The sequence below is a fragment of the Thermomonospora catenispora genome (assembly GCF_006363815.1).
In the GTDB taxonomy this organism is placed as follows: domain Bacteria; phylum Actinomycetota; class Actinomycetes; order Streptosporangiales; family Streptosporangiaceae; genus Thermomonospora; species Thermomonospora catenispora.
Map to the genome: position 1 here is coordinate 114,275 of NZ_RRYT01000010.1, position 22,506 is coordinate 136,780.

Annotated in this window: 24 protein-coding genes; 17 read left to right on the forward strand and 7 right to left on the reverse strand. The window is 71.0% G+C overall.

Features of this window, described 5'->3' with window-relative positions; all coding sequences use genetic code 11:
* Positions 1-61: 61 nt before the first annotated feature.
* From prfA to EIO00_RS10645, 16 genes are all read left to right on the forward strand, one after another.
* Positions 62-1,135, forward strand: coding sequence for a peptide chain release factor 1 (gene prfA, locus EIO00_RS10570; RefSeq protein WP_140177665.1), 1,074 nt, complete (start codon positions 62-64; stop codon positions 1,133-1,135).
* Positions 1,132-1,992: a peptide chain release factor N(5)-glutamine methyltransferase gene (gene prmC / locus EIO00_RS10575; protein ID WP_140177667.1), complete on the forward strand. Its 861-nt coding sequence runs from the start codon at positions 1,132-1,134 to the stop codon at positions 1,990-1,992. The genes prfA and prmC overlap by 4 nt, the downstream gene beginning before the upstream one ends.
* A 184-nt stretch (positions 1,993-2,176) precedes the next feature.
* A complete protein-coding gene (locus EIO00_RS10580; RefSeq protein WP_140177669.1) occupies positions 2,177-2,983 on the forward strand; it encodes an L-threonylcarbamoyladenylate synthase in 807 nt (268 codons plus the stop codon).
* Between the two features lie 99 nt (positions 2,984-3,082).
* Complete coding sequence (locus EIO00_RS10585) at positions 3,083-4,150, forward strand: DUF2207 domain-containing protein (RefSeq protein ID WP_161602689.1); 1,068 nt, start codon at positions 3,083-3,085, stop codon at positions 4,148-4,150.
* A gap of 270 nt (positions 4,151-4,420) precedes the next feature.
* A complete protein-coding gene (locus tag EIO00_RS10590) occupies positions 4,421-5,536 on the forward strand; it encodes an MraY family glycosyltransferase (RefSeq protein ID WP_422100038.1) in 1,116 nt (371 codons plus the stop codon).
* A 169-nt stretch (positions 5,537-5,705) separates the two neighbouring features.
* Positions 5,706-6,176 carry a Cg1360 family ATP-synthase-associated protein gene (locus EIO00_RS10595; RefSeq protein WP_140177674.1) on the forward strand — a complete coding sequence of 157 codons (471 nt, stop codon included), beginning with the start codon at positions 5,706-5,708 and terminating at the stop codon, positions 6,174-6,176.
* A 96-nt stretch (positions 6,177-6,272) separates the two neighbouring features.
* The gene (locus EIO00_RS10600; protein WP_241661263.1) at positions 6,273-6,515 is read left to right on the forward strand and encodes an AtpZ/AtpI family protein; all 243 of its coding nucleotides are present in this window, start codon (positions 6,273-6,275) and stop codon (positions 6,513-6,515) included.
* A 97-nt stretch (positions 6,516-6,612) separates the two neighbouring features.
* Positions 6,613-7,422: a F0F1 ATP synthase subunit A gene (gene atpB / locus EIO00_RS10605; RefSeq protein WP_140177678.1), complete on the forward strand. Its 810-nt coding sequence runs from the start codon at positions 6,613-6,615 to the stop codon at positions 7,420-7,422.
* A gap of 79 nt (positions 7,423-7,501) precedes the next feature.
* The gene (gene atpE, locus EIO00_RS10610) at positions 7,502-7,741 is read left to right on the forward strand and encodes an ATP synthase F0 subunit C (RefSeq protein ID WP_140177680.1); all 240 of its coding nucleotides are present in this window, start codon (positions 7,502-7,504) and stop codon (positions 7,739-7,741) included.
* A gap of 34 nt (positions 7,742-7,775) precedes the next feature.
* On the forward strand, positions 7,776-8,312 hold the full coding sequence (locus tag EIO00_RS10615; RefSeq protein ID WP_140177682.1) for a F0F1 ATP synthase subunit B: 537 nt from the start codon (positions 7,776-7,778) through the stop codon (positions 8,310-8,312).
* Positions 8,309-9,136, forward strand: coding sequence for a F0F1 ATP synthase subunit delta (locus tag EIO00_RS10620; protein WP_140177684.1), 828 nt, complete (start codon positions 8,309-8,311; stop codon positions 9,134-9,136). Before EIO00_RS10615 ends, EIO00_RS10620 begins: the two co-directional genes overlap by 4 nt.
* Positions 9,137-9,236: 100 nt before the next feature.
* A complete protein-coding gene (gene atpA, locus EIO00_RS10625) occupies positions 9,237-10,877 on the forward strand; it encodes a F0F1 ATP synthase subunit alpha (RefSeq protein WP_140177686.1) in 1,641 nt (546 codons plus the stop codon).
* Between the two features lie 6 nt (positions 10,878-10,883).
* Complete coding sequence (locus EIO00_RS10630) at positions 10,884-11,786, forward strand: F0F1 ATP synthase subunit gamma (RefSeq protein WP_140177688.1); 903 nt, start codon at positions 10,884-10,886, stop codon at positions 11,784-11,786.
* Entirely contained in the window at positions 11,787-13,217 is a 1,431-nt protein-coding gene (gene atpD / locus EIO00_RS10635; protein WP_140177690.1) for a F0F1 ATP synthase subunit beta, read from the forward strand.
* Between the two features lie 78 nt (positions 13,218-13,295).
* Complete coding sequence (locus EIO00_RS10640) at positions 13,296-13,688, forward strand: F0F1 ATP synthase subunit epsilon (protein WP_140177692.1); 393 nt, start codon at positions 13,296-13,298, stop codon at positions 13,686-13,688.
* Between the two features lie 32 nt (positions 13,689-13,720).
* Positions 13,721-14,170, forward strand: a complete 450-nt coding sequence (locus EIO00_RS10645; protein WP_140177694.1) for a DUF2550 domain-containing protein — start codon at positions 13,721-13,723, stop codon at positions 14,168-14,170.
* A gap of 27 nt (positions 14,171-14,197) precedes the next feature.
* Here EIO00_RS10645 and EIO00_RS10650 read toward each other — a convergent pair whose 3' ends face one another.
* Positions 14,198-15,034 (reverse strand): DUF4097 family beta strand repeat-containing protein, encoded by an 837-nt coding sequence (locus EIO00_RS10650; RefSeq protein WP_140177696.1) that lies wholly within the window; start codon positions 15,032-15,034, stop codon positions 14,198-14,200.
* A gap of 122 nt (positions 15,035-15,156) precedes the next feature.
* Positions 15,157-15,768, reverse strand: a complete 612-nt coding sequence (locus tag EIO00_RS10655; protein ID WP_140177698.1) for a cob(I)yrinic acid a,c-diamide adenosyltransferase — start codon at positions 15,766-15,768, stop codon at positions 15,157-15,159.
* Positions 15,769-15,929: 161 nt separating this feature from the next.
* Here EIO00_RS10655 and EIO00_RS10660 point away from each other — a divergent pair, with 161 nt between their 5' ends.
* The gene (locus tag EIO00_RS10660) at positions 15,930-17,522 is read left to right on the forward strand and encodes a GMC family oxidoreductase (RefSeq protein WP_140177700.1); all 1,593 of its coding nucleotides are present in this window, start codon (positions 15,930-15,932) and stop codon (positions 17,520-17,522) included.
* A gap of 356 nt (positions 17,523-17,878) precedes the next feature.
* Here EIO00_RS10660 and EIO00_RS10665 read toward each other — a convergent pair whose 3' ends face one another.
* The 5 genes from EIO00_RS10665 to EIO00_RS10685 form a co-directional block, all read right to left on the reverse strand.
* Positions 17,879-19,372, reverse strand: a complete 1,494-nt coding sequence (locus tag EIO00_RS10665) for an aldehyde dehydrogenase family protein (RefSeq protein ID WP_140177702.1) — start codon at positions 19,370-19,372, stop codon at positions 17,879-17,881.
* Between the two features lie 258 nt (positions 19,373-19,630).
* Positions 19,631-20,425: a site-2 protease family protein gene (locus tag EIO00_RS10670; RefSeq protein WP_140177703.1), complete on the reverse strand. Its 795-nt coding sequence runs from the start codon at positions 20,423-20,425 to the stop codon at positions 19,631-19,633.
* A gap of 37 nt (positions 20,426-20,462) precedes the next feature.
* Positions 20,463-21,047: a TetR/AcrR family transcriptional regulator gene (locus EIO00_RS10675; protein ID WP_140177705.1), complete on the reverse strand. Its 585-nt coding sequence runs from the start codon at positions 21,045-21,047 to the stop codon at positions 20,463-20,465.
* 123 nt (positions 21,048-21,170) lie between these two features.
* On the reverse strand, positions 21,171-21,848 hold the full coding sequence (gene nucS / locus EIO00_RS10680) for an endonuclease NucS (protein ID WP_140177707.1): 678 nt from the start codon (positions 21,846-21,848) through the stop codon (positions 21,171-21,173).
* Positions 21,849-22,060: 212 nt separating this feature from the next.
* Entirely contained in the window at positions 22,061-22,468 is a 408-nt protein-coding gene (locus tag EIO00_RS10685; protein WP_140177708.1) for a RidA family protein, read from the reverse strand.
* Positions 22,469-22,506 lie beyond the last annotated feature (38 nt).

Consider the following 22,506-nt stretch of genomic DNA (forward strand, 5'->3'; position numbering starts at 1 on the left):
GCGCGTCCCCGGGCCGCTCGAGGTCCGCATTCGGCGCGGACCCCGACCGGGAACCGACACCGTGAACCTCGACGAGCTGATCGGCGAATACGCCGAGATCGAAGGCAAGCTGGCCGACCCGGCCGTGCACGCCGACCAGAACCTGGCGCGTCGGCTGGGCAAGCGCTATGCGCAGCTGCGCCCGATCGTCGAGACCGCCCGGCAGGTGCGCTCGGTGGAGGAGGACCTGGCCGCGGCGCGCGAGCTGGCGGACGAGGACGAGTCGTTCGCCGCCGAGGCGGCCGAGCTGGCCGAGCGCAAGGCCGAGCTGGAGAGCCGGTTGCGCAAGCTGCTGATCCCGCGTGATCCCAACGACGACAAGGACGTCATCTTGGAGATCAAGGCGGGCGAGGGCGGCGAGGAGTCGGCGCTGTTCGCCGGCGACCTGCTGCGCATGTATCTGCGGTACGCCGAGCGCCTCGGCTGGAAGACCGAGATCATCGCCTCCCAGCCCTCGGACCTGGGCGGCTACAAGGACGTCACCGTGGCGGTGAAGGCCCGGCCCGGCGCCGACGGGGAGCCGGTCGGGGCCTGGTCGCTGCTGAAGTACGAGGGCGGGGTGCACCGCGTGCAGCGGGTGCCCGTCACCGAGTCCCAGGGCCGGATCCACACCAGCGCGGTCGGGGTGCTGGTCACCCCGGAGGCCGAGGAGGTCGACGTCCAGATCGACCCGAACGACCTGCGCATCGACGTGTTCCGGTCGTCGGGTCCGGGCGGGCAGAGCGTCAACACCACCGACTCGGCGGTGCGGATCACCCACATCCCGACCGGCGTGGTGGTCTCCTGCCAGAACGAGAAAAGCCAGCTCCAGAACAAGGAGCAGGCGCTGCGCATCCTCCGTTCGCGGCTGCTGGCGATGGCGCAGGAGGAGGCCGAGGCGGCCGCCGCGGCCGAGCGGCGCAGCCAGGTCCGCACGGTGGACCGGTCCGAACGGGTGCGCACCTACAACTTCCCCGAGAATCGGATCTCCGACCATCGCGTCGGCTACAAGGCCTACAACCTGGACCAGGTGCTCGACGGCGACCTGCACAACGTGATCCAGGCGCTGGTCGAGGCCGACACCGAACGCAGGCTGGCCGAAGCTCAGGGAACATGAACCTGCTGCTCGACGAGGTGGCGCGGGCGACGGTCCGGCTGGCGGAGGCCGGAGTCGCCTCGCCCCGCGCCGACGCCGAGGAACTGGCCGCCGCCGTGCACGGGGTCAAGCGCTCGGAGCTGCACACCGTCCCCGACTCGGCGTTCGACGCCCGCTTCTGGGAGGGCGTGGCCCGCCGGGAGGCGGGGGAGCCGTTGCAGCACATCACCGGCCGGGCCTTCTTCCGCTTCCTGGAGCTGAAGGTGGGCCCCGGGGTGTTCATCCCCCGCCCGGAGACCGAGGTCATGGTCGGCTGGGCGCTGGACACCCTGCGCGAGATGGACGTGCGCGACCCGCTGGTGGTCGATCTGGGCACCGGTTCGGGCGCCATCGCGCTCAGCATCGCCCAGGAGGCCCCCAGAGCCCGCGTGCACGCGGTGGAGAAGGAGCCCAAGGCCTTCGTCTACGCCACCCGCAACGTCGAGACGCTGGACGAACGCGGTCGCGTCAGGCTGCATCTGGGGGACTTCGCCGACGCCCTCTCCGAACTCGACGGCACCGTCGACCTCGTCATCAGCAATCCCCCCTACATCCCCATGAGCGAGTGGGAGCGCGTGCCGCCGGACGTCCGCGACCACGACCCGGCCGAGGCGCTGTGGGGCGGGGGCGAGGACGGTCTGGACGCGATCCGCGCCGTGGAGCGCACCGCCCGCCGGCTGCTGCGCCCCGGCGGTCACGTCGCCGTCGAGCACGGCGACGACCAGGGCAACGCCGTCTATTGGATCTTCGCCGAGGAGAACGGCTGGCGCGACGTCCGCAACCGCCGGGACCTGGCCGACCGGGACCGCTTCGTCACGGCCCGGCTGGCGGCGGACTGACTGACGCCTTCCTCCGGTCCCCGAGGCCTCGAGGCGCGCGACGGGGCGGCGGACGACCGGCGGGACCTGCGGCGGGAACCGCCGGCGCGTCCGCGCCGCGCGGCGCGGACGCGCCGGGCGCGTCGCCGGAGGCCGCGGGACGCGCGACCGTCGCGCTCCGCGGCGCGGCCATAGACTGGCCCCCGTGAGCCGACGTTATGACTGTCAGGTGCCGACGGAACGGGCCCGGGGGATAGCCGAGTCCGTGTCGGCGGCCCGTCGCGGCGAGCTGATCGTGCTGCCCACCGACACGGTGTACGGGGTCGGCTGCGACGCGTTCACCCCCGCCGCCGTGCAGGCGCTGCTGGACGCCAAGGGCCGCGGCCGGGACATGCCCCCTCCGGTGCTGGTCGGCTCGGTGCGGGCGGCGACCGCGCTGGTGGAGGACCTGGGACTGTACGGCCAGGACCTCATCGACGAGTTCTGGCCGGGGGCGCTGACGTTGGTGTGCCGGGCCAACCGGAACCTCTCCTGGGACCTGGGGGACACCAAGGGCACGGTGGCGGTGCGGATGCCCCTGCACGACTTGGCCCTGGAGCTGCTGAAGGAGACCGGGCCGCTGGCGGTCAGCAGCGCCAACCTGTCCGGCCGGCCGCCGGCCCGCGACGTGGCGGAGGCCGAGCGGCAGCTCGGCGACAAGGTGTCGGTCTACCTGGACGGCGGACCGACGGGGTCGGGCGAGACCTCCACCATCGTCGACCTCACCGGACCGGTGCCCCGGCTGCTGCGCGTCGGCGCGATCCCCCCGGAGAAGATCCGCGCCATCGTCGGCGTGCTGCTCACCCCTGAGGACGAGCCCGAGGAGGGCGAGGACGGGGAGTCCGCCGCCGAGGTCTCGCTGGACAAGCCCGTCCCGGAGGCGTCGCCGGACGAGCCCGCCGAGGTCCCCGCGGACGGGCCGGCGTCCGAGGGGACCGGCCGGTCCGCGAGCGGCCCCGCCAAAGAGGGCTAGCGCGCCGGCGCTCCTCCCCGGCCGCCGCGGCGGGCCGGTCTCGCCGGGTGAGCGGATCGTGGCGCGCCGTCGACGCCTTTGGCGGGAACAATGCGCAGTATGCGTCGCGTGCTCTGGGCGATGGCGGTCGTGGCGGGGGTGTCGTCCGTGGCCGCTCCCTCCGCCCTGCCCGCGTCGGCGGCGGTGCCGGAGCGCGCGGCGGCGCAGGTCCGGGCCGCCGACGGCGCGACGGTGGGCCCGGGGGAGAACATCCCCACCTACGATGTGGTGCTGCGGATCCGCCCGGACGGCGTGGTGCGCGTCCGGGAGACCATCACCTACGACTTCCACGGCCGCAAGGAGCACGGCATCGTCCGCCGGGTGCCGTATCGGATCGACGACCGGCTGTACGACATCCGCAACGTGCGCACCAGCAGCTCCACCGGGGCGCCCGCACGGGCCGAGGCCTCCCGGGTGCTGCACGAGGTGCGGATCAAGGTGGGCGGGCGGCGCCGAGTGGTCACCGGCCGTCAGGCGTACGTCATCGAGTACGACGTCCGGGGGGCGATGACGCCGCTGCCCGGCCGGGTGGAGTTCCGCTGGGACGCCGTCGGCGGGGACTGGGACGTGCCGATCGGCGAGGTGTCGGTCCGGGTCGAGCTGCCGGGACCGGTCCCCCTCAAGGTGGACTGCCGGGCGGGCACGCCCAGGCACGGCGGGTACACCCGGTGCGGCGGCCGGCGGGAGGACGGCCCGTCGGCGATCGACTTCACCCAGCGCGGGCTGCGTCCCCACGAGAGCGTCCTGATCCGCGCGGTGCTGCCGGAGGGGGTCGTGCAGGCACCGCCGCCCCGGTACGCCCGGCCGCACTTCGACGCCTCCTGGCCGGGCCTGCTGCTGCTCGCCGCCGGGGCCGCCGCGGCCGTGGCGGTCGTCTCGGCGGAGCGCGCGGGCCGCGTCCTGCGCCCGCCCCCCGAGTGGGCGGGGGTGCTCTTGACGGTCGTCGGCGCCGTGGCGGTCGGCGTGGACGCGGCCGACGAGGTGCTGAGGGACGGTCTGTGGGCCGTTTCGGTCGGCGATCCGGCGTTGGCCGGGCTGGGGGCGCTGACCGCCGGGACGGTCTTGTTGATCACGATTCGTCGGCGGCGCGCCGTGGAACGGGAGACGAGTGGGGACCAACGGGCATAGAGTTGGTCGCACCGAACCTTTCCCGATGTCGGCGCCGTCCCGTCTCGACCGCCATGACGGCGGGAACGTCCCTGTCCGGTGGGGAGCGTCGGAGCCCGTCTGCGGAGGGTTCTTCCCGTACCCGGCGAACCGCCCGGTCACGGGTGGCATCTGTACTAAGACGGCGGTGTGCCGGACGAGCGGCGCGTGCGGCGTCGCCGGCCCGCCGGAGCATCAGCGGTGAGGAGGAGATCGGGCATGCGGGAGTACCTGCTCATCATCCTCGTCGCTATGGTGATCACGTACCTCACCGTTCCGGCGGTGCGGGCCTTCTCGGTGCGGTTCGGGGCGATGACCGCGGTCCGCGACCGCGACGTCCACGTCATCCCCACCCCGCGGATGGGCGGGCTGGCGATGTACTTCGGGATGCTGGGCGCCATGGTGGCGGCCAGCGGGCTGCCGGTGATGCGGCGGGTGTTCTCCGACGGGGACATCGACCGCGGGCTGCTGTTGTCGGCGACGCTGATCGTGCTGCTGGGCATGGCCGACGACCGGTTCGACATCGATCCGCTGACCAAGTTCGCCGGGCAGGTCGCCGCGGGGGGGCTGTTCATCCTGAACGGCATTCAGCTGTTCACCATTCCGCTGCCCAACGGTCAGCCGCTGGTGCTGCCGCCGGAATACAGCGTGCCGCTGACCATCCTCGTGGTGGTGGCCACCATCAACGCGGTGAACTTCGTGGACGGCTTGGACGGGCTTGCTGCCGGAGTTGTCGGAATCGCCGCAATTGCTCTTTTTGCCTATGCCTCGCTGCTGTCGTTCGAGGAGGGACTGTCCCGGATCCAGCCCGCCACGCTGACCACCGCGGTGCTCATCGGGATGTGCGCCGGCTTCCTGCCGCACAATTTCAACCCCGCCCGGATCTTCATGGGAGACACCGGCTCCATGCTGATCGGGCTGCTGCTCAGCGCGGCGATGATCTTGCTGACCGGCCAGTTCGACACCGCCGTGATCGGCTCGGTGACGCAGATCCCGTTCTTCCTGCCGATCCTTTTGGTGCCGATGGTGGTGGCGGTTCCCTACATCGACATGCTGCTGGCGGTGTGGCGCCGGACCAACCAGGGAAGGTCGCCGTTCGCGCCCGACAAATTGCATCTGCACCACCGGCTGCTGCAGCTGGGGCATTCGCACCGCCGGGCCGTTCTGGTGATGTATTTCTGGGTCGGTCTGCTGGCCTCCTGCGTGGTCGGCCTGTCGCTGGTGAAATCCGTTCTGCTGGTGCTGTCGCTGACCGGTCTGGTGGCGGTCGCCGGCGTGGTCGGCCTGATCGCCGAGCCGTGGCGGCGCCGTCGTCTCCGCCCCCGTCCCCAGTCGGTGGCCCCGCCCCGGGCCCGCGAGCACGTCTAGCGCAACCGTTCGGTCACAGATCTTGAATCGTGCTGTGAACGCTTGGGACTCTTGTGGTGCATGGTGACGCAGAGCCATGACCTGATGGGTGATTGTGGGCGATCCACGAGCTTGTGATACCTTTCACGAGCAAGCGCCGAACACCCACCGTGACCAGCCGGAGTCCTTCATGCACGCTTCCGACGCCCGGATCCTCCGTGGCGCCGCACTCCCGACTGGCGTCGCCGGTGTCGTCGCCATCGCGGTCGGCACGCTGATCAGCGGCGCCGAGGGCGCCCTGGGGGCGGCCCTGGGCACCGTGGTGGCCATCGCGTTCTTCGGGGTCAGCGTGGTCGCCGTGGGGTACGCCGCCAAGATCTCGCCGCAGCTGATCTTCACCGCGGCGATGGCCAGCTACCTGGTCAAGATCGCGGCGATGTTCCTGCTGATCCTGCTGTTCCAGGACACCACGGCGTTCGACGCGCAGGTGTTCGGCTACTCGATCCTCGCCTTGACCGTGGTCTGGATCGCGGCGGAGATCCGCGTCACCCTCCGGATGCGGATGACCTACATCGACGATCCCGCCGAGGCCGCGGGCCCCGGCCCGCAGGACGCCGCCGCCTCCGCCCCGATCGGGCCCTCGGCCGGCCGGAGCCCGTGATGACGCACCCGTCCGGTCGCTCCGCCTCGGCCCGCCGGCCCATCGAGCACTCCGATATGACCCTGGGGGGAGTGGCCTGCTATGGTCCGTCCTGCGATGAGCGGGGAGGGGCACCCACCCGACCAGCAGCCAGAGGAACCGGATCCGCACGCCGACCACCGGCGTTTCAGCGCCGCGGCGTGGTCGGTTCCGAGCTACCTGCTGTCCGGCATGGCCGTGTACGGCGGGCTCGGCTGGCTGCTGGACCGTTGGCTGGGCACCTCGGCACTGTTCCCGATCGGGATACTGGTCGGCCTCGGTCTCGCGCTCTACCTGGTCTACATCCGCTACGGCCGCTGACCTGGTCGGCGGCACCGCAGCGGCGGGCCACCCGACACCCTACTGCCCTCGGGCACCCGGACGAGCACCGCATGAGCAACGACGAAGGGACTGCCGCGTGAGCGCGCCGCATATCCTCGCCGCAGAAAGTGGGGGAGAGTTCCACGCTCCCGGCGTGGAACTGTTCGACTGGGGGCCGCTGTTCCCCGGCGGTCCCGCCTGGCTGGAGTGGCTCACCAAGCCGGTGCTGGTGGTGCTGCTCTCCGTGATCATCGTCTGCGCCTTCGCGTGGGCGGCGTTCCGCAAGCCCAAGCTGGTGCCGCGAGGGGCGCAGAACGTGGGCGAGGTCGCCTACCTGTTCGTCCGCGAACAGATCGCCCGGCCCGCGCTGGGCAAGGACAGCGACCGGTGGATGCCGTTCCTGTTCGCCACCTTCGCCTTCATCCTGGTGATGAACCTGATGGGCGTGGTGCCGGTGCTGCAGCTGCCGGGCCCCTCGCACATCGCCTTCGCCATCGTGCTGGCCGCGGTGGTCTACGTGATGATGATCTTCCTGGGGATCAAGCACCAGGGCCTGGTGGGCTACTTCAAGAACATCATGTTCCCGCCGGGACTGCCCAAGCTCCTGTACGTCGTGTTGGCGCCCATCGAGTTCCTGTCGACGATCATTCTCCGGCCGTTCACCCACTCGGTGCGACTGTTCGCCAACATGTTCGCCGGGCACATCCTGCTGGCCTTCTTCGCCACCGTGGGCTACTGGTTCCTCATCGAGAAGCTCACGCCCGCCGGGTTCGGGGTGGGCGTGGTCGGCCTGCTGATGACGATCATCATGACCGGCTTCGAGATGTTCATCCAGGCGCTGCAGGCCTTCATCTTCACCGTGCTGGCGGCCAGCTACATCGCCGGCTCGCTGCACGCCGAACACTGACCCGAAACAGACCTGGACTCCGCAATGCAAACTCCGGCGGGACCCGCCCCGCCGGCCGACGAGAAGGAAGCACACAACGATGAACGCGCTGCTGCTCGCCGCTGAGAACACCGTCTCCGGCAACATCGGTGCCATCGGCTACGGCCTGGCCGCCCTCGGCCCCGGCATCGGCCTGGGCATCATCTTCGGTCAGGGCGTGCAGGCCATCGCCCGCCAGCCGGAGATGACCAACGTCATCCGCCAGAACATGCTGCTGGGCTTCGCGGTGACCGAGGCGCTGGCCCTGATCGGGTTCGTGGTGCCGTTCGTCCACAGCTGAGCAACGGCCCGACCAACCCTTACAGGAGGGCGAGATGATGACTGTGGCTGCGGCCAATAATCCGCTGCTGCCCCACACCTCCGAGCTCGTCGTCGGTACGTTCGCCTTCGCCGTGGTCCTGGCGGTCGTCGCCTGGAAGCTGGTCCCCAAGATCCGCACGACGCTGGATGAGCGCGCCGACGCCATCGAGGGCGGTCTGAAGCGGGCCGAACAGGCCCAGCGCGAGGCCAAGCAGCTCCTGGAGCAGTACCAGGCCCAGCTCGCCGAGGCGCGCACCGAGGCCGCCCGGCTCCGGGAGAAGGCCCGTGAGGAGGGGGCGCAGATCGTCGCCGAGATGCGTCAGCAGGCCGAGGCCGAGGCCCGCCGCATCGTGGAGGCGGCCCAGGCGACGATCGAGGCCGAACGGCAGCAGGCGCTGGCGCAGCTGCGCACCGAGATCGGCGCCCTGTCCGTGGAGCTGGCCAGCCGGGTGGTCGGTGAGGCCCTGGCCGACCGGGCCGCGCAGAGCCGGGTGGTCGACCGCTTCCTCGACGAGCTCGAGGAGCGGGTCCGCGCGCAGGAGCCGGCATGACCGTCGACGCGATGCTGGGGGCGGTCGGCCGGGCCTCCTTGGCCGCAGCGCGCGACAGTCTCGAGGCGGTCATCCCGACCGCCGACCTGGACACGCTCGGCGCGGACCTGCTGGCGGTCCTGCACCTGCTGGACCGTGAGCACGGCCTGCGCCGGGCGGTGTCCGATCCGGCCGCGGCCGTGGGGGCCAAGGTCGACCTGGTGCGCGGACTGCTGGCCGGGCAGATCTCCGAGGCGGCGCTGACCGTGGTGGCCGACGTGGTCCGGCTGCGCTGGTCCACCCCCTCTCAGCTGACCGATGCGCTGGAGACGCTGGCGGTGACCGCGGAGGCGGCTCGGGCGCAGGCCGCCGGTGTGCTCGACGACCTGGAGGACGAGCTGTTCCGCTTCTCCCGGGTGGTCGAGGGGGAGCCTCGGCTGCGGTCCGCGCTGACCGACCCGGCGCTGCCGGCCGACCGCAAGCGCGCTCTGCTGGCCGAGCTGCTGGAGGGCAAGGTCACCCCCTCCACGCTGCGCCTGGTCACCGAGGTCGTGACATACCCGCGAGGACGTAGCCTGGAAGGCGCGCTTTCCCTGCTCGGCAAGCTGGTCGCCCAGCGCCGCAGCCGCCTGGTGGCCCTGGTGCGCAGCGCCGTGGAGCTGAGCGAGCGGCAGCGCACCCGGTTGGCCGCCGTGCTCGCCGCGGCCTACGGCCAGGACGTGCATCTGAACATCGAGATCGACCCTTCTGTGGTGGGCGGGCTGTCCATCCAGATCGGGGACGAGATCATCGATGGCACGATCGCCGGACGCCTGGACGACGTCCGGCGGCGACTGGCCTCATGACCCGCGACGAGTGACGATCCGACGAGCGCGTGGCCGAGACGAGTCGGCGCGGGCTGACTGAGCAGACTGAGCTGACCCTTAAGGGAGCAAGAGAGGAATCATGGCGGAGCTGACGATCCGTCCGGAGGAGATCCGGAACGCGCTGGAGCGCTTCGTCCAGTCTTACGAGCCGGAGGCGGCCGCGCGCGAAGAGGTCGGCACCGTCGTCGATTCCGGCGACGGTATCGCCCACATCGAGGGGCTGCCCTCGGCCATGGCGAACGAGATCCTCGAGTTCGAGGACGGGACCCGTGGCCTGGCTCTGAACCTGGACGTCCGTGAGATCGGCGCCGTTGTCCTGGGCGACTTCAGCGGGATCGAGGAGGGCCAGAAGGTCCGCCGCACCGGTGAGGTCCTGTCGGTGCCGGTGGGCGACGCCTACCTGGGTCGCGTGGTGGACGCCCTGGGCAACCCCCTGGACGGCAAGGGGCCCCTGGAGCTGACCGAGCGCCGCGCGCTGGAACTGCAGGCACCGAGCGTGGTGCAGCGTCAGTCGGTGTACGAGCCGCTGCAGACCGGCATCAAGGCGATCGACGCGATGACGCCGATCGGCCGGGGCCAGCGGCAGCTGATCATCGGCGACCGGCAGACCGGCAAGACCACGGTCTGCATCGACACCATCATCAACCAGAAGGAGAACTGGCTCTCGGGCGACGAGAAGAAGCAGGTCCGCTGCATCTACGTCGCCGTCGGCCAGAAGGGCTCCACGATCGCCAACGTGCGCCGCACCCTCGAGGAGGCCGGCGCCATGGAGTACACCACGATCGTGGCCGCCCCGGCCTCCGACCCGGCCGGCTTCAAGTACATCGCGCCCTACACCGGCTCGGCGATCGGCCAGCACTGGATGTACCAGGGCAAGCACGTGCTGATCGTCTTCGACGACCTGTCCAAGCAGGCCGAGGCCTACCGCGCGATCTCGCTGCTGCTGCGCCGTCCGCCGGGCCGTGAGGCCTACCCCGGCGACGTGTTCTACCTGCACTCGCGTCTGCTGGAGCGGTGCGCCAAGCTCAGCGACGAGATGGGCGGCGGCTCGCTGACCGGTCTGCCGATCATCGAGACCAAGGCCAACGACGTGTCGGCGTTCATCCCGACCAACGTCATCTCCATCACCGACGGCCAGTGCTTCCTGGAGACCGACCTGTTCAACCAGGGCGTCCGGCCGGCCATCAACGTCGGCATCTCGGTCTCGCGAGTCGGTGGCGCGGCGCAGATCAAGGCCATGAAGAAGGTGGCCGGAACGCTGCGGCTGGCGCTGTCGCAGTACCGTGAGCTGGAGGCCTTCGCGGCCTTCGCCTCCGACCTGGACGCGGCCTCCCGCGCTCAGCTGGAGCGCGGCGCCCGGCTGGTGGAGCTGCTCAAGCAGCCCCAGTACAGCCCGTTCCCGGTGGAGAAGCAGGTCGTGTCGGTGTGGTCGGGGACCTCCGGCGAGCTCGACGACGTGCCGGTGGAGGACATCCGCCGCTTCGAGACCGAGTTCCTGGACTACATCGAGCGCAACCACGGCGGTGTGCTGGCCGAGATCCGCGACACCGGCGAGCTCTCCGACGACGCCCTCACCACGCTCAAGTCGGCCATCACCGAGTTCAAGAAGGAGTTCCGCACCAGCGAGGGGACCCTGCTGGTGGCCGATGAGCCGGTCGAGCCGATCGCGGACGAGGCCGTGGGGCAGGAGAAGGTCCAGCGCATCGTCAAGAAGGACTGATCCTCCATGGGTGCACAGCTTCGCCTCCTGCGGCGCAAGATCAGATCGGTCAAGTCGACCGCCAAGATCACTCGCGCCCAGGAGATGATCGCCACCTCGCGGATCGTCAAGGCCCAGCAGGCGGTGGAGGCGTCCAAGCCGTACGCCGACCAGATCACCCGGGCGTTGACCGCGCTGATCAGCCATCGGGTGGGGATCGACCATCCGCTGCTGCGCGAGCAGCCGGAGGATCGCCGCTCGGCGGTGCTGATCATCACCAGCGACCGCGGCTTCTGCGGCGCCTACAACGCCAACGTGATCCGTGAGGCCGAGGCGCTGATCGCGCGGCTGCGGGAGCGGGGCCGTGAGCCGGTGCCCTATGTCATCGGCAACAAGGGCATCACCTGGTACCGGTTCCGCAACCGGGAGCTGGCCGCCCAGTGGAACGGCATGTCCGACCGGCCCGACTTCGCCGGTGCGGAGCGGGTCGGGCGCCGGCTGACCGAGGACTTCCTCAAGACCGACGCCGAAGGCGGCGTGGGCGAGATCCACGTGGTCTACACCGAGTTCGTCTCGATGTTGACCCAGCAGGTGCGGGTGCTCCGGCTGCTGCCGCTGGAGATCGAGGAGACGACCTCCGGGCAGGTGCTGCCGGCCTATGAGTTCGAGCCCAGCGCGGAGGCGGCGCTGGACCTGCTGCTGCCGAACTATGTGGAGAGCCGGATCTTCCACATGCTGCTCCAGTCGGCGGCCTCGTTCCACGCCTCGGTGCGCCGAGCGATGAAGTCCGCGACGGACAACGCGAACGAACTGATCGAGGTCTACACGCGCATGGCCAACCAGGCGCGGCAGGCCGAGATCACCCAGGAAATCAGCGAGATCGTCGGTGGCGCTGAAGCGCTCGCCGAGTCGAGCGCGGGGAGTGAGTAAGTGACCGCACAGGTAGAGACGGCGACCGCTACCGGGCGTGTCGCCCGAATCATCGGCCCGGTCGTCGACGTGGAGTTCCCCGCCGACGCCATGCCGGAGATTTACAACGCCCTCCACGTCGATGTGACTCTCGGCGAGGAGACCAAGACCCTGACCCTGGAGGTCGCCCAGCACCTGGGCGACAACATGGTCCGGGCCATCTCGATGCAGCCGACCGACGGCCTGGTGCGCGGCGCGACCGTGGTCGACACCGGCGCCCCCATCTCGGTTCCGGTCGGCGACGTCACCAAGGGGCACGTGTGGAACGCCCTGGGCGAGACCCTGGACGTCCCCACCTCCTCGCTGGAGATCAACGAGCGGTGGAGCATCCACCGCAAGGCCCCTGACTTCGACCAGCTGGAGTCCAAGACCGAGATGCTGGTCACCGGCATCAAGGTCATCGACCTGCTCACCCCGTACGTCAAGGGCGGCAAGATCGGCCTGTTCGGCGGCGCGGGCGTGGGCAAGACCGTGCTGATCCAGGAGATGATCCGCCGGGTCGCCAAGAACTTCGGCGGCACCTCCTGCTTCGCCGGCGTGGGCGAGCGCACCCGCGAGGGCAACGACCTGTGGGTGGAGATGGCCGAGTCGGGCGTCCTCAAGGACACCGTCCTGGTGTTCGGCCAGATGGACGAGCCGCCGGGCACCCGACTGCGGGTGGCGCTGTCGGCGCTGACCATGGCCGAGTACTTCCGGGACGTCCAGAAGAAGGACGTGCTGCTGTTCATCGACAACATCTTCCGGTTCACCCAGGCGGGTTCGGAGGTGTCCACCCTGCTCGGCCGGATGCCCTCGGCGGTGGGTTACCAGCCGACCCTGGCCGATGAGATGGGTGTGCTGCAGGAGCGGATCACCTCCACGCGCGGTCACTCGATCACCTCGATGCAGGCGATCTACGTGCCCGCCGACGACATCACCGACCCGGCGCCGCACACCACCTTCGCCCACCTGGACGCCACCACGGTGCTCGCCCGTCCCATCGCCGAGAAGGGCATCTTCCCGGCGGTGGACCCGCTGGACTCCACCTCCCGGATCATGGATCCGCAGGTGATCGGCCAGGAGCACTACGAGGTCGCCCAGGAGGTCAAGCGGATCCTGCAGAAGTACAAGGAGCTGCAGGACATCATCGCCATCCTCGGCATCGACGAGCTGTCGGAAGAGGACAAGGTCACGGTGAACCGGGCGCGGCGCATCGAGCGCTTCCTGTCGCACCCGATGTTCGTGGCCGAGGCCTTCACCGGCCAGCCCGGCGTGTTCGTGGAGCTGGACGAGACCATCTCCTCCTTCAAGGCGATCGTCGAGGGCAAGTACGACCACGTGCCCGAGCAGGCGTTCTACATGTGCGGCGGCATCGACGACGTCGAGAAGAAGTACAAGGAACTGACCAAGTGAGGACCGGTCGCGGGTGGGGCGCCTGCAGGGCGTCCCGCCCGCGACGGCCGACGGTTCCGTTGAGCGCGAGGAGTGCAAGTGGCAACCCTGAAGGTGGGCCTGGTCTCACCGGAGCGTGAGATCTGGTCCGGTGAGGCCACCCAGGTGGTCGCGCAGACCGTCGATGGCCAGCTCGGCATCCTGCCCGGTCACACCCCGGTGCTCGGTGTGCTGCTGGACGGCAGCGTGGTGAAGGTGACGCCGGCCGACGGGTCGCCGGAGGTCGTGGCGATGGTCGGCAGCGGCTTCTTCTCCGTGGCCTTCGATGAGGTCTCGATCCTGGCCGAGCAGGCGGTGCTGGGCCGGGACGTGGACGTGGAGGCCGCGCAGCGCGAACTGTCCGAGGCCGAGGGCCGCGCCTTGGACGATGAGGCCCCGGTGATCCAGCGGCGGGCCCGCGCCAAACTGCGCGCCGCCGAGCTCGAGGCCTAGCGAGGCGACGGACCAGGGCGGAGACGCACGGCTTGGCAGGGCACCTGAGGGACGCGGGCGTGGTGCTCGCCCTGCTGTGCGCGGTGGCGGTGCTGCTGCTCGCCGCGGTGCTGGTGCGGCAGTGGGCGCTCCACCGCCGTGGCGGCGTGGTGGAGTGCAGCCTGCGGGCGTTGCCCGCCGACGGCGCGCCGGGTCCCTGGCAGCTGGGCGTCGGCCGCTACAAGGGCGACGAACTGCACTGGCATCGGGCCTTCGAAGTGCGCATTCGGCCCCGGCAGGTGATTCACCGCCGGGGCCTTGTCGTGTCCAACCGGCGCGCACCCGACCCGGCCGAGGCCGTGGACCTGCCGCCGGAGGCCGGGATCGTGGAGATCCGCAACGGGGACCAGCGGCTGGAGCTGGCGATGAACTCCGCCGCCTTGACCGGCTTCCTGGCCTGGCTGGAGGCGGCCCCGCCGGGCTTCCCGGTCGACCTGTCCTGAGCGCCGGGGCCCGGCGGGGCGGAGGCCTCAGGCGGCCGTGACGCTGATGTTCCCGTAGCCGGTGGTGACGGTGATCCGGTGCGGCGAACCCGAGTCGATGCGCAGCCCGGTGACCTCGGGCCGGTTGTGGTCGTCCCGGGTGCGGGTGTCGAGGGCGTATCCGACCGTGGCGGGGACCGTGATCTGGACGTTGCCGTCGTCGGTGGTGGCGGTGACGGAGTCGGGGACGCGGTCGGCGCGGTAGCCGATCTGGATGTTGCCGGCGTCGGTGGCTGCGGTCACCGAACGCCCCTGGATTCGAGCGAGGATCACGTTGCCGACGTCGGTGCGCGCCCGCACCGATCCGGCTCCGGTCAGCCGGATGTTCCCGGTGTCGGTGGTGACGTCGACGTTCCCGCCGCGCAGGTCGGTGGCGGTGACGTTGCCGCTGTCGGTGGTGATGCGGAGCGGGCCGGCCAGGGCGCGGAGGCGGATGTCTCCGGTGTCGGCCTGGATCCGGGCGGCCAGGGCGCGCGGCATCTCGATCCGGTAGTCGACCGAGCAGATGTTGACGCCGATGGCGATCCCGTCGGGGCAGGCGTAGCTCAGCACCAGGGTGCGGCCCTCGTGGCGGTGGGTCGTGGTCGGCTTGCGCTCCTTGCTCCACGACAGACGCTCGTGCACGTTGATCGTCGTGGTGTCGCTGCCGACGATCTCCACGTCGGCGGTGCCGACCCGGAGACTGAGCTCGGAGACCGTCGCGGGCAGCCGGTAGCGGCGGTCCTCGTGGTAGGTCGTGGCGTCGAGGAGGGCGCAGCCTCCGAGCGCCACGGCCATGCCGGTCGCGGCCAGCGCCGCCACAATGCCCGTCCGCCTGTTCGTCATCGTTATCGTCGTCGCTTTCTTCCCCCGGATGCGTTCGCTTTCAGCATCGGGCACGGCGCGGCCTGCGGGACAGACGGTTCTCCGGCGTCTTCGAAGTGGGGATAGCCCCACCTCGGTCGGCGCTAGCGTTCTCCGCCGGGCCTCCACAGCACGTCGCCGTGGTCGGCGTTGGCGACCCGGCAGAGGATGAACAGCAGGTCGGACAGGCGGTTGAGGTAGCGGGCGGTGAGCGGGTTGACGGTGCCCTCGGGGGCGGCGCCGTGGTGCTCGATGGCGGCCCAGACCGAGCGTTCGGCGCGGCGGGTGACGGTGCGGGCGAGGTGCAGCAGGGCGGCTCCGGGGGCGCCGCCGGGGAGGATGAAGCTGCGCAGCGGCTTCAGCTCGGCGTTGTACCGGTCGCAGGCCTCCTCCAGCCGGGTGATGTAGGACTCCTCGACGCGCAGCGGCCGATGTCCGGTCGCGGAGTCGTCGCTCATCGGGGTGCACAGGTCGGCGCCCACGTCGTACAGGTCGTTCTGGACGCGCACCAGCAGGGCGCGCAGCTCCTCGGGGAGGGAGCCCAGGGCGAGGGCGACCCCGATGGCGGCGTTGGCCTCCTCCACGTCGGCGTAGGCGGCCAGGCGGGGGTCGGTCTTGCGGGTCCGCGACATGTCGCCCAGGGCGGTGGTGCCGTCGTCCCCGGTCCGGGTGTAGATCCGTGACAGGACGACGGGGGTCTCCTCGTTCTTCGGCATACCGAACACCCTAGGCCCCGGGGGTCGGTGTCCGGGTGATCACGTCACTGACGGTTTGTTCTAAAAGATGTCATGATGTCAGCTCGGGCGGCGTGTCGCTCACCCGTCGCTTGTCTGTCGCTCATCTCAGGTCGCTTGTGCCGGGGCGCCGGGAGGCGGTCGTGTACGACTACATCATCGTGGGGGCGGGCGGTGCGGGCTGCGTGCTGGCCGCCCGGCTGAGCGAGGATCCGCAGACGACGGTGCTGGTGCTGGAGGCCGGGCCGCCGGACGACGCACCCGAGATCCGCGTCCCGGCGAGCGTCGCCTCCCTCAGCCAGGGCCCCTGGGACTGGAACTACGCCACCGTCCCGCAGGAGCATGCGGCGGGGCGCACCATGCGCTGGACGCGGGGGCGCACCCTCGGCGGATCCTCGTCCCTCGACGCGATGATCTACCTCCGGGGGCATCGGTGCGACTTCGACGCCTGGCGCGACGTCCACGGCTGCACGGGCTGGGGGTATGCGGACCTGCTGCCGTACTTCGTCAAGGCCGAGGACCAGCAGCGCGGCGAGTCCGCGTACCACGGGACGGGCGGTCCGCTGCGGGTGGAGGACCTGCGCTTCAAGCATCCGCTGACCCGGGCGTGGGTGGAGTCGGCGCGGAGGTACGGGCTCCCGGCCAACGGCGACTTCAACGGCGCCGTGATGGACGGCGTCGGGCATTACCAGGTCACCCAGCGGTACGGGCGGCGCTGGTCGGCCGCCGACGCCTACCTGCGCCCGGCGATGGGCCGTCCGAACTTGACCGTGCGGACCGACGCGCTGGTCACCGAGGTGATCATCGAGAACGGGCGGGCCGTGGGCGTCCGCTACGAGCTGCGCGGCGAGCGGGTCGAGGCGCGCGCCGCGGCCGAGGTGGTGCTGTCCGCCGGCGCGGTGGGCAGCCCGCGGCTGCTCATGCGGTCGGGCGTCGGTCCCGCCGACCGGCTCCGCGAGCACGGCATCGAGGTGCTGGTCGATCTCCCGGGCGTGGGGGAGGGGCTGCAGGACCACGTGGCCGTCCCGATGCGATGGGCGACCCCGACCGTCAAGGCGCTCTGGGAGGCCGTCGGCGTGCGGTATCACGCGCTGTGGGCGACGCTGGGCCGGGGGCCGCTGGCCTCCAACGTCGCCGAGGCGGGCGGCTTCACCCGGACGGCCGACGGACTGCCCGCCCCCGACCTGCAGTACCACGTGCTGCCCACCCCCTGCGTCGACCAGGGCCTGGCCGATGTCGCGCAGCGACAGCTCACCGTGTTCGTCACCGCGGTCGCCGTCGCCGGCCGGGGCCGGATCACGCTGCGTTCGGCGAGTCCGTACGCCAAGCCGCTGATCGACCCGGCGTATCTGGCCGAGAAGGCCGATGTGGACGTCCTGGTCGCCGGGGTGCGGCAGGCCCGGCAGATCGCCGCGACCGATCCGCTCGGCCGGGCGACGCAGGGGGAACGCGCCCCGGGCGAGCAGGTCGAGACCGATGAGGAGCTGCGCGCGTGGGTGCGGCGGAACGCCGTCCCCGCCTCCCGCCCGGCCGGCACGTGCGCCATGGGCGACGGCGCCGGCTCGGTCGTCGACCCCCTGCTGCGGGTGCGCGGCGTGGAGGGGCTGCGGGTGGTGGACGCCTCGGTCATGCCGACGGCGCCGCGCGGCGGCACCGTCGCCGCCGCCGTCGCCGTCGCCGAACGCGCCGCCGATCTCCTCAGGGGCCGCGCCCCCCTGCCCCCGGTGAGGGTCTGAGGCGCCGCAGCGAAGACCCCCTCGCCCCGGGGTGGACGAGGGGGTCTGGGCTCCGTTGCGGCAGCCGGATGGAGCGGGCGGCCGCGGACGCCGGGTCACTTCCGGCGCTCCTTCGCCTTGGCGGCCTTCGCGGCGGCCTCGGCCTCCTCCCGCATCCGGCGCTCCCGGTCCTTCATGATCGCCTTTGACATGTCGGGGTGCATCTGCGCGTCTCCTCTCGTCGGACCGGGCCGTCCGGTCCGACGCTTCGAGGTTCGCGCTAAGACGGCACCCGCCGCATCGGGACGACGCCCTATCTTCGGGGCCTTAGGAGGTCTTAGCCGGGGCCGGGGGTCTTAGCCCCGGCCGCCCGAGGCTCACCGATGGCGCTTGCCGTGCAGCGCGGTGATCAGCTTGAGCAGGCGGGCCATGTCCTTCTCCGTGCGGGAGAAGGAGGCCACATTGATCGGCAGGGCGAACCGCTGCCGGGTGATGGCCTTGGCGCGGGCGAACTCGCGCAGCCCGTCGGCCCCGTGGATCCGGCCGAATCCGGACTCGCCGACCCCGCCGAACGGCAGCGCCGGCACCGAGGCGAACGCGATGACCGCGTTGATGGAGGTCGCCCCGGACCGCATCCGGCGCGCCAGGTCCATCGCCCGGGACTTGTCGCGGGAGAAGATCGCCCCGGCCAGCCCGTAGGGGGTGCGGTTGGCCTTCTCCAGCGCCTCCTCGGCGTTCTTGACCTTGTGCACGGTGATGGTGGGGCCGAACGTCTCCTCGCACGCCGCGGCCGAGTCGTCGGGCACGTCGGTGAGGATCACCGGTTCGACGTACGGCTTGCGGACCGACTCGACGCCGCCGACCACGGCCTTGCCGCCCTTGTCCAGGGCGTCCTTGATGTGCCGTTCGATGATCGGGAGCTGGCCGGGCATGGTGATCGGGCCGTAGTCGGCCTCCCGGTCGAATCCGGGGCGCAGCCGCCCGGCCTTCTCGGTGAGCTTGCCGAGGAACTCCTCATAGACGCTCTCCACCACATAGACGCGCTCGACGCCCACGCAGGTCTGGCCGGCGTTGGACATGCCCCCGAACACCGCCGCGTCGGCCGCCGCCTCCAGGTCGGCGTCGGCGTCGACGATGAACGCGTCCTTGCCGCCGCATTCGGCGACCATCGGGGTGAGGTTCTCCGCGCAGGCCGCCATCACCTTGCGGGCGGTGGGGCCGGAGCCGGTGAAGGCGATCTTGTCGACGCCGCTGCGGGCCAGCGCGGCGCCGGTCTCCCCGAACCCGGTGACCACCTGGAACACCGGCTTCTCGGGCACCACGGACTCGAACAGCTCGGCCAGCAGCAGGCCCACTCCCGGGGTGTACTCCGACGGTTTGAACACCACCGCGTTCCCGGCGGCCAGCGCGTAGGCGATCGAGCCCATCGGGGTGAAGACGGGGTAGTTCCACGGCCCGATCACGCCGATCACGCCGAGCGGCTGGTACTCCAGCACGCATTTGTGGTTGATGGCGGCCAGCCCCGGGTAGACGTTGCGCGGCCGGAGCACCTTGCGGGCGTTCCGGGCGGCCCAGTCCAGATGGGTGATGGACAGCACCAGCTCCAGCCGGGCGTCGATCAGCGGCTTGCCGGTCTCCTGGTGCACCAGCTCGGCGACCCGGTTGAGGTTGCGGACCAGCGAGCTCTTGTAGTTGAGCAGCCGCAGCCGCCGTTCCTTCCAGCCCAGTTCGCGCCACCATTCGGCGGCCTCACGGGCCCGGGCGACGGCCGCGCGGACGGCCGCCTGGTCGTGGATCGGGTGCTCTCCGACGACCTCGCCGGTGGCCGGGTTCAGCGATGTGAAGGTGGTGCTCTCCGTTGTCACGGACATGAGACCTCCCGGGAGAGCTGAGTAAGCAATTGCTTTCAGGCGTCGGGTCCAGTAAAGCACTCCCGAGCCGTCCCGGGGAGACGAGGAGCCCCGTGTCGATCCCCGCGCCGCGATCGCGGCTCCGCCGCGGCGGGGCCCGTCGCCGGGCGGGTGACCGGCCTGCGCGCACTCCGCGCCGGCCGCCCGTCCGGCGCGGAGGAGAACATGAAGGAGAGTAAGGAGCCCGCCGCATCGGACCGGCCGGCCCGATGCGCGGGGTCACATGCCGATGGCGGCGCGGAACCACCTCAGCCCGTCGCTGATGGCCTCGGTCTGGACGCCCAGCAGATCGGTGACGTGGAGGACGACGTCGAAGAACAGCCCGTTCACCGGCGGGATCCACAGCACCGCCAGCAGGATCAGGAACGCATAGCCGCCGACCTCGTTCGCCTTGGCGGCCCAGCGGCGGGGCAGATAGGGCTCGACGATGCCGAAGCCGTCCAGACCGGGGATCGGCAGCAGGTTCAGCAGGGCGGCCGTCACCTGGAGGAACGTCAGGAACGCCAGCGCCGACCAGAACACCAGATGATCGGGGGAGCGCAGATTGGTCACCGCGACCGCCAGCACGATCGCGAACGCCAGGTTGGCCAGCGGCCCGGCCGCCGAGATCAGGCTGTGCCGCAGCCGGCCGGGGATGCGGCCCCGGTCGATCCACACCGCGCCGCCGGGCAGGCCGATGCCGCCCATCAGGATGAACAGCACCGGCAGCAGGAACGACAAGGTGACGTCGCCGTACTTGAGCGGGTTCAGCGTCAGGTAGCCCCGGGTGGCGGCGCCGTGATCGCCCGACCGGTAGGCCAGGTACGCGTGCCCGAACTCGTGCAGGCACAGCGACAGGATCCAGCCCGCCAGCACCAGTCCGAACACCGCGAACTGGGAGAACTTCTCGTCGAAGTAGAACTCCTGCCGCCAAGCGGCGACCCCGCAGAGCACGGTGAGGCCGACGATCCCCAGGAACACCGGGCTCGGCCTGACCACCGACCGGCCGCCCGTCAGCTCGTGCACCGTACCCATGCCCGTCCCTTCGCCAGATCCGTTCCGTCGTCGCGGCTCATGCGCCCACGATGACCGGGGCGACATAAGAGCGCAGGAAGTTCCTGGTGCCGTCCGGGCCGCGATCCCGATCCAGCACGATCAGCGAGGTGATGATCCGGAACAGGAACTCCACCGTCCCCTCCACCTCGATGTCGGCCCGGATCAGCCCCTCCCGCTGCGCCGCCGCGAAGTACGGGCGGACATAGTCGCAGCACAGCCTGAGGATGCGCTCGGCCGACCCGGTCAGCACCGCATGCGTGTGCCCGGCCGCCTCCGGCACCAGGAACTGCACCATGTGCCGCTGTCCCCGGATGTAGGAGACGGCGTCCATGACGCCCTCGACCACCGCGTCCGCCACCGACCCGGCCCGCCGCAGCCGGTCCGCCAGCCGGTCCAGGAACCGCTCCACGTCGCGCAGCATGACGGCGAGGATCAGCTCGTCCCGGCCGCCGCTGACGCTGCGGTACACGGTGGCGCGGGACAGCCCGGCCGCCGCCGCGATGTCCTCCACCGTGGTCTTGGCGACCCCGTACCGCGCGAAGCAGCTCTCGGCGGCGTCGATGATCCGCTCTCGGGTGCTGTCCGTGCTGACCGGGGGCATGCACCGAAGGCTACCGTTCGCGCCGTCGCCCCGCGCCGCACCGCGGACCGCCGCGGCCGGCGTCTCTTCCGCCGGTCCCCGCCGGTCCCGCCGGGGCGGCTCAAAGCCCTCGGGCCGGGCGGCTCAAAACAGCGTGTCCTCGTGCTTGATGCCGCGCAGGGCGTCGTAGTCCAGCGTCACGCAGTCGATGCCGCGGTCGGCGGCCAGCACCCGCGCCTGCGGCTTGATCTCCTGCGCGGCGAACACCCCCCGGACGGGCGCCAGCAGCGGGTCGCGGTTGAGCAGCTCCAGATAGCGGGTGAGCTGCTCGACCCCGTCGATCTCGCCGCGTCGCTTGATCTCCACCGCCACGGTCATGTTGTCGGCGTCCCGGCACAGGATGTCCACCGGCCCGATCGCGGTCGGATACTCGCGGCGGATCAGCGTCCAGCCCTCGCCGAGCGTGGTGATGTTCTTGGCCAGCAGCTCCTGCAGGTGCGCCTCCACGCCGTCCTTCTGCAGCCCCGGGTCGACGCCCAGCTCGTGGGTGGAGTCGTGCAGGAACTCGGTGATCGTCAGGATCAGCCGCTCGCCCGACTTGCTGTGCGTGACCGTCCACGTGGCCACCGCGCCGTCCTCGCCCGGCTCCTCGCGCAGGGTGCAGGGCGGGTTCATCCAGTTCAACGGCTTGTAGGCGCGGTCGTCGGCGTGCACGCTGACCGAGCCGTCGGCCTTGATCATGATGAGCCGCGGGGCGAGCGGAAGATGGGCGTTGAGCCGGCCCACATAGTCCACACTGCAACGAGCGATAACCAGACGCACGAGGCCCCACCATAGTGAACCCGTTCCGCTCCGGACCGGGGATCGGCGGTCCGGCCCGCGCCGAGGTCTCGCCGAGCCGGGCGTCACCACCGGTGGTGACGCCCGCGGCCTCCTCGTGGTCCGTCCCCGTGCGGGCCGGCGAGTGCGAGGTCCGTCCCCGACGGGGCCGGGACGCCGCCTTCCCCGGCCCGCCGGGCCGGGGAAGGGCCCGCTCAGGAGGAGGGGGCGACGGCGGCGATGGCCTCGATCTCGATGAGGATGTCCGGACGGAACAGACCGGCCACCTTGACCAGGGTGCTGGCGGGCGGGCGCTGGGTGTTGACGAACTCGTCGCGGACGGCGCGGATGACCTCCAGCTCCGAGGTGTCGACGACGTAGTAGGTGAGCTTGATGACGTCGTCCCAGGTGGCCCCGGCCGCCTCCAGGGCGTGGCCGAGGTTCTGGAAGGTGAGCCGGGTCTGTGCGGCCCAGTCGCCGGCCGGGGCGGGCGTGCCGTCGGCGGCGACGGGGATCTGGCCCGCCGTCCACACCAGCCGGCTGCCGGGTGCCACGCTCGCCACATGGCTGTAACCGAAGGGCGCCGGCAATGTGTCCGGGCTGCTCAGTTCGATGTGGGACATCGTCGTCCTTCCATACGCAGGGGGAGAGCATCGGCCGG

What these genes read in the sequence shown, in the direction of transcription:
- EIO00_RS10595 (WP_140177674.1), top strand. Translation starts at nt 5,706, where the DNA reads ATGCACGCTTCCGACGCCCGGATCCTCCGTGGCGCCGCACTCCCGACT.
- EIO00_RS10585 (WP_161602689.1), top strand. Translation starts at nt 3,083, where the DNA reads ATGCGTCGCGTGCTCTGGGCGATGGCGGTCGTGGCGGGGGTGTCGTCC.
- EIO00_RS10670 (WP_140177703.1), bottom strand. Translation starts at nt 20,425, where the DNA reads ATGGGTACGGTGCACGAGCTGACGGGCGGCCGGTCGGTGGTCAGGCCG.
- atpE (WP_140177680.1), top strand. Translation starts at nt 7,502, where the DNA reads ATGAACGCGCTGCTGCTCGCCGCTGAGAACACCGTCTCCGGCAACATC.
- EIO00_RS10630 (WP_140177688.1), top strand. Translation starts at nt 10,884, where the DNA reads ATGGGTGCACAGCTTCGCCTCCTGCGGCGCAAGATCAGATCGGTCAAG.
- EIO00_RS10655 (WP_140177698.1), bottom strand. Translation starts at nt 15,768, where the DNA reads ATGCCGAAGAACGAGGAGACCCCCGTCGTCCTGTCACGGATCTACACC.
- EIO00_RS10600 (WP_241661263.1), top strand. Translation starts at nt 6,273, where the DNA reads ATGAGCGGGGAGGGGCACCCACCCGACCAGCAGCCAGAGGAACCGGAT.
- prmC (WP_140177667.1), top strand. Translation starts at nt 1,132, where the DNA reads ATGAACCTGCTGCTCGACGAGGTGGCGCGGGCGACGGTCCGGCTGGCG.
- EIO00_RS10620 (WP_140177684.1), top strand. Translation starts at nt 8,309, where the DNA reads ATGACCGTCGACGCGATGCTGGGGGCGGTCGGCCGGGCCTCCTTGGCC.
- EIO00_RS10665 (WP_140177702.1), bottom strand. Translation starts at nt 19,372, where the DNA reads ATGTCCGTGACAACGGAGAGCACCACCTTCACATCGCTGAACCCGGCC.
- EIO00_RS10615 (WP_140177682.1), top strand. Translation starts at nt 7,776, where the DNA reads ATGATGACTGTGGCTGCGGCCAATAATCCGCTGCTGCCCCACACCTCC.
- EIO00_RS10590 (WP_422100038.1), top strand. Translation starts at nt 4,421, where the DNA reads ATGGTGATCACGTACCTCACCGTTCCGGCGGTGCGGGCCTTCTCGGTG.
- atpA (WP_140177686.1), top strand. Translation starts at nt 9,237, where the DNA reads ATGGCGGAGCTGACGATCCGTCCGGAGGAGATCCGGAACGCGCTGGAG.
- EIO00_RS10685 (WP_140177708.1), bottom strand. Translation starts at nt 22,468, where the DNA reads ATGTCCCACATCGAACTGAGCAGCCCGGACACATTGCCGGCGCCCTTC.
- EIO00_RS10675 (WP_140177705.1), bottom strand. Translation starts at nt 21,047, where the DNA reads ATGCCCCCGGTCAGCACGGACAGCACCCGAGAGCGGATCATCGACGCC.
- EIO00_RS10650 (WP_140177696.1), bottom strand. Translation starts at nt 15,034, where the DNA reads ATGACGAACAGGCGGACGGGCATTGTGGCGGCGCTGGCCGCGACCGGC.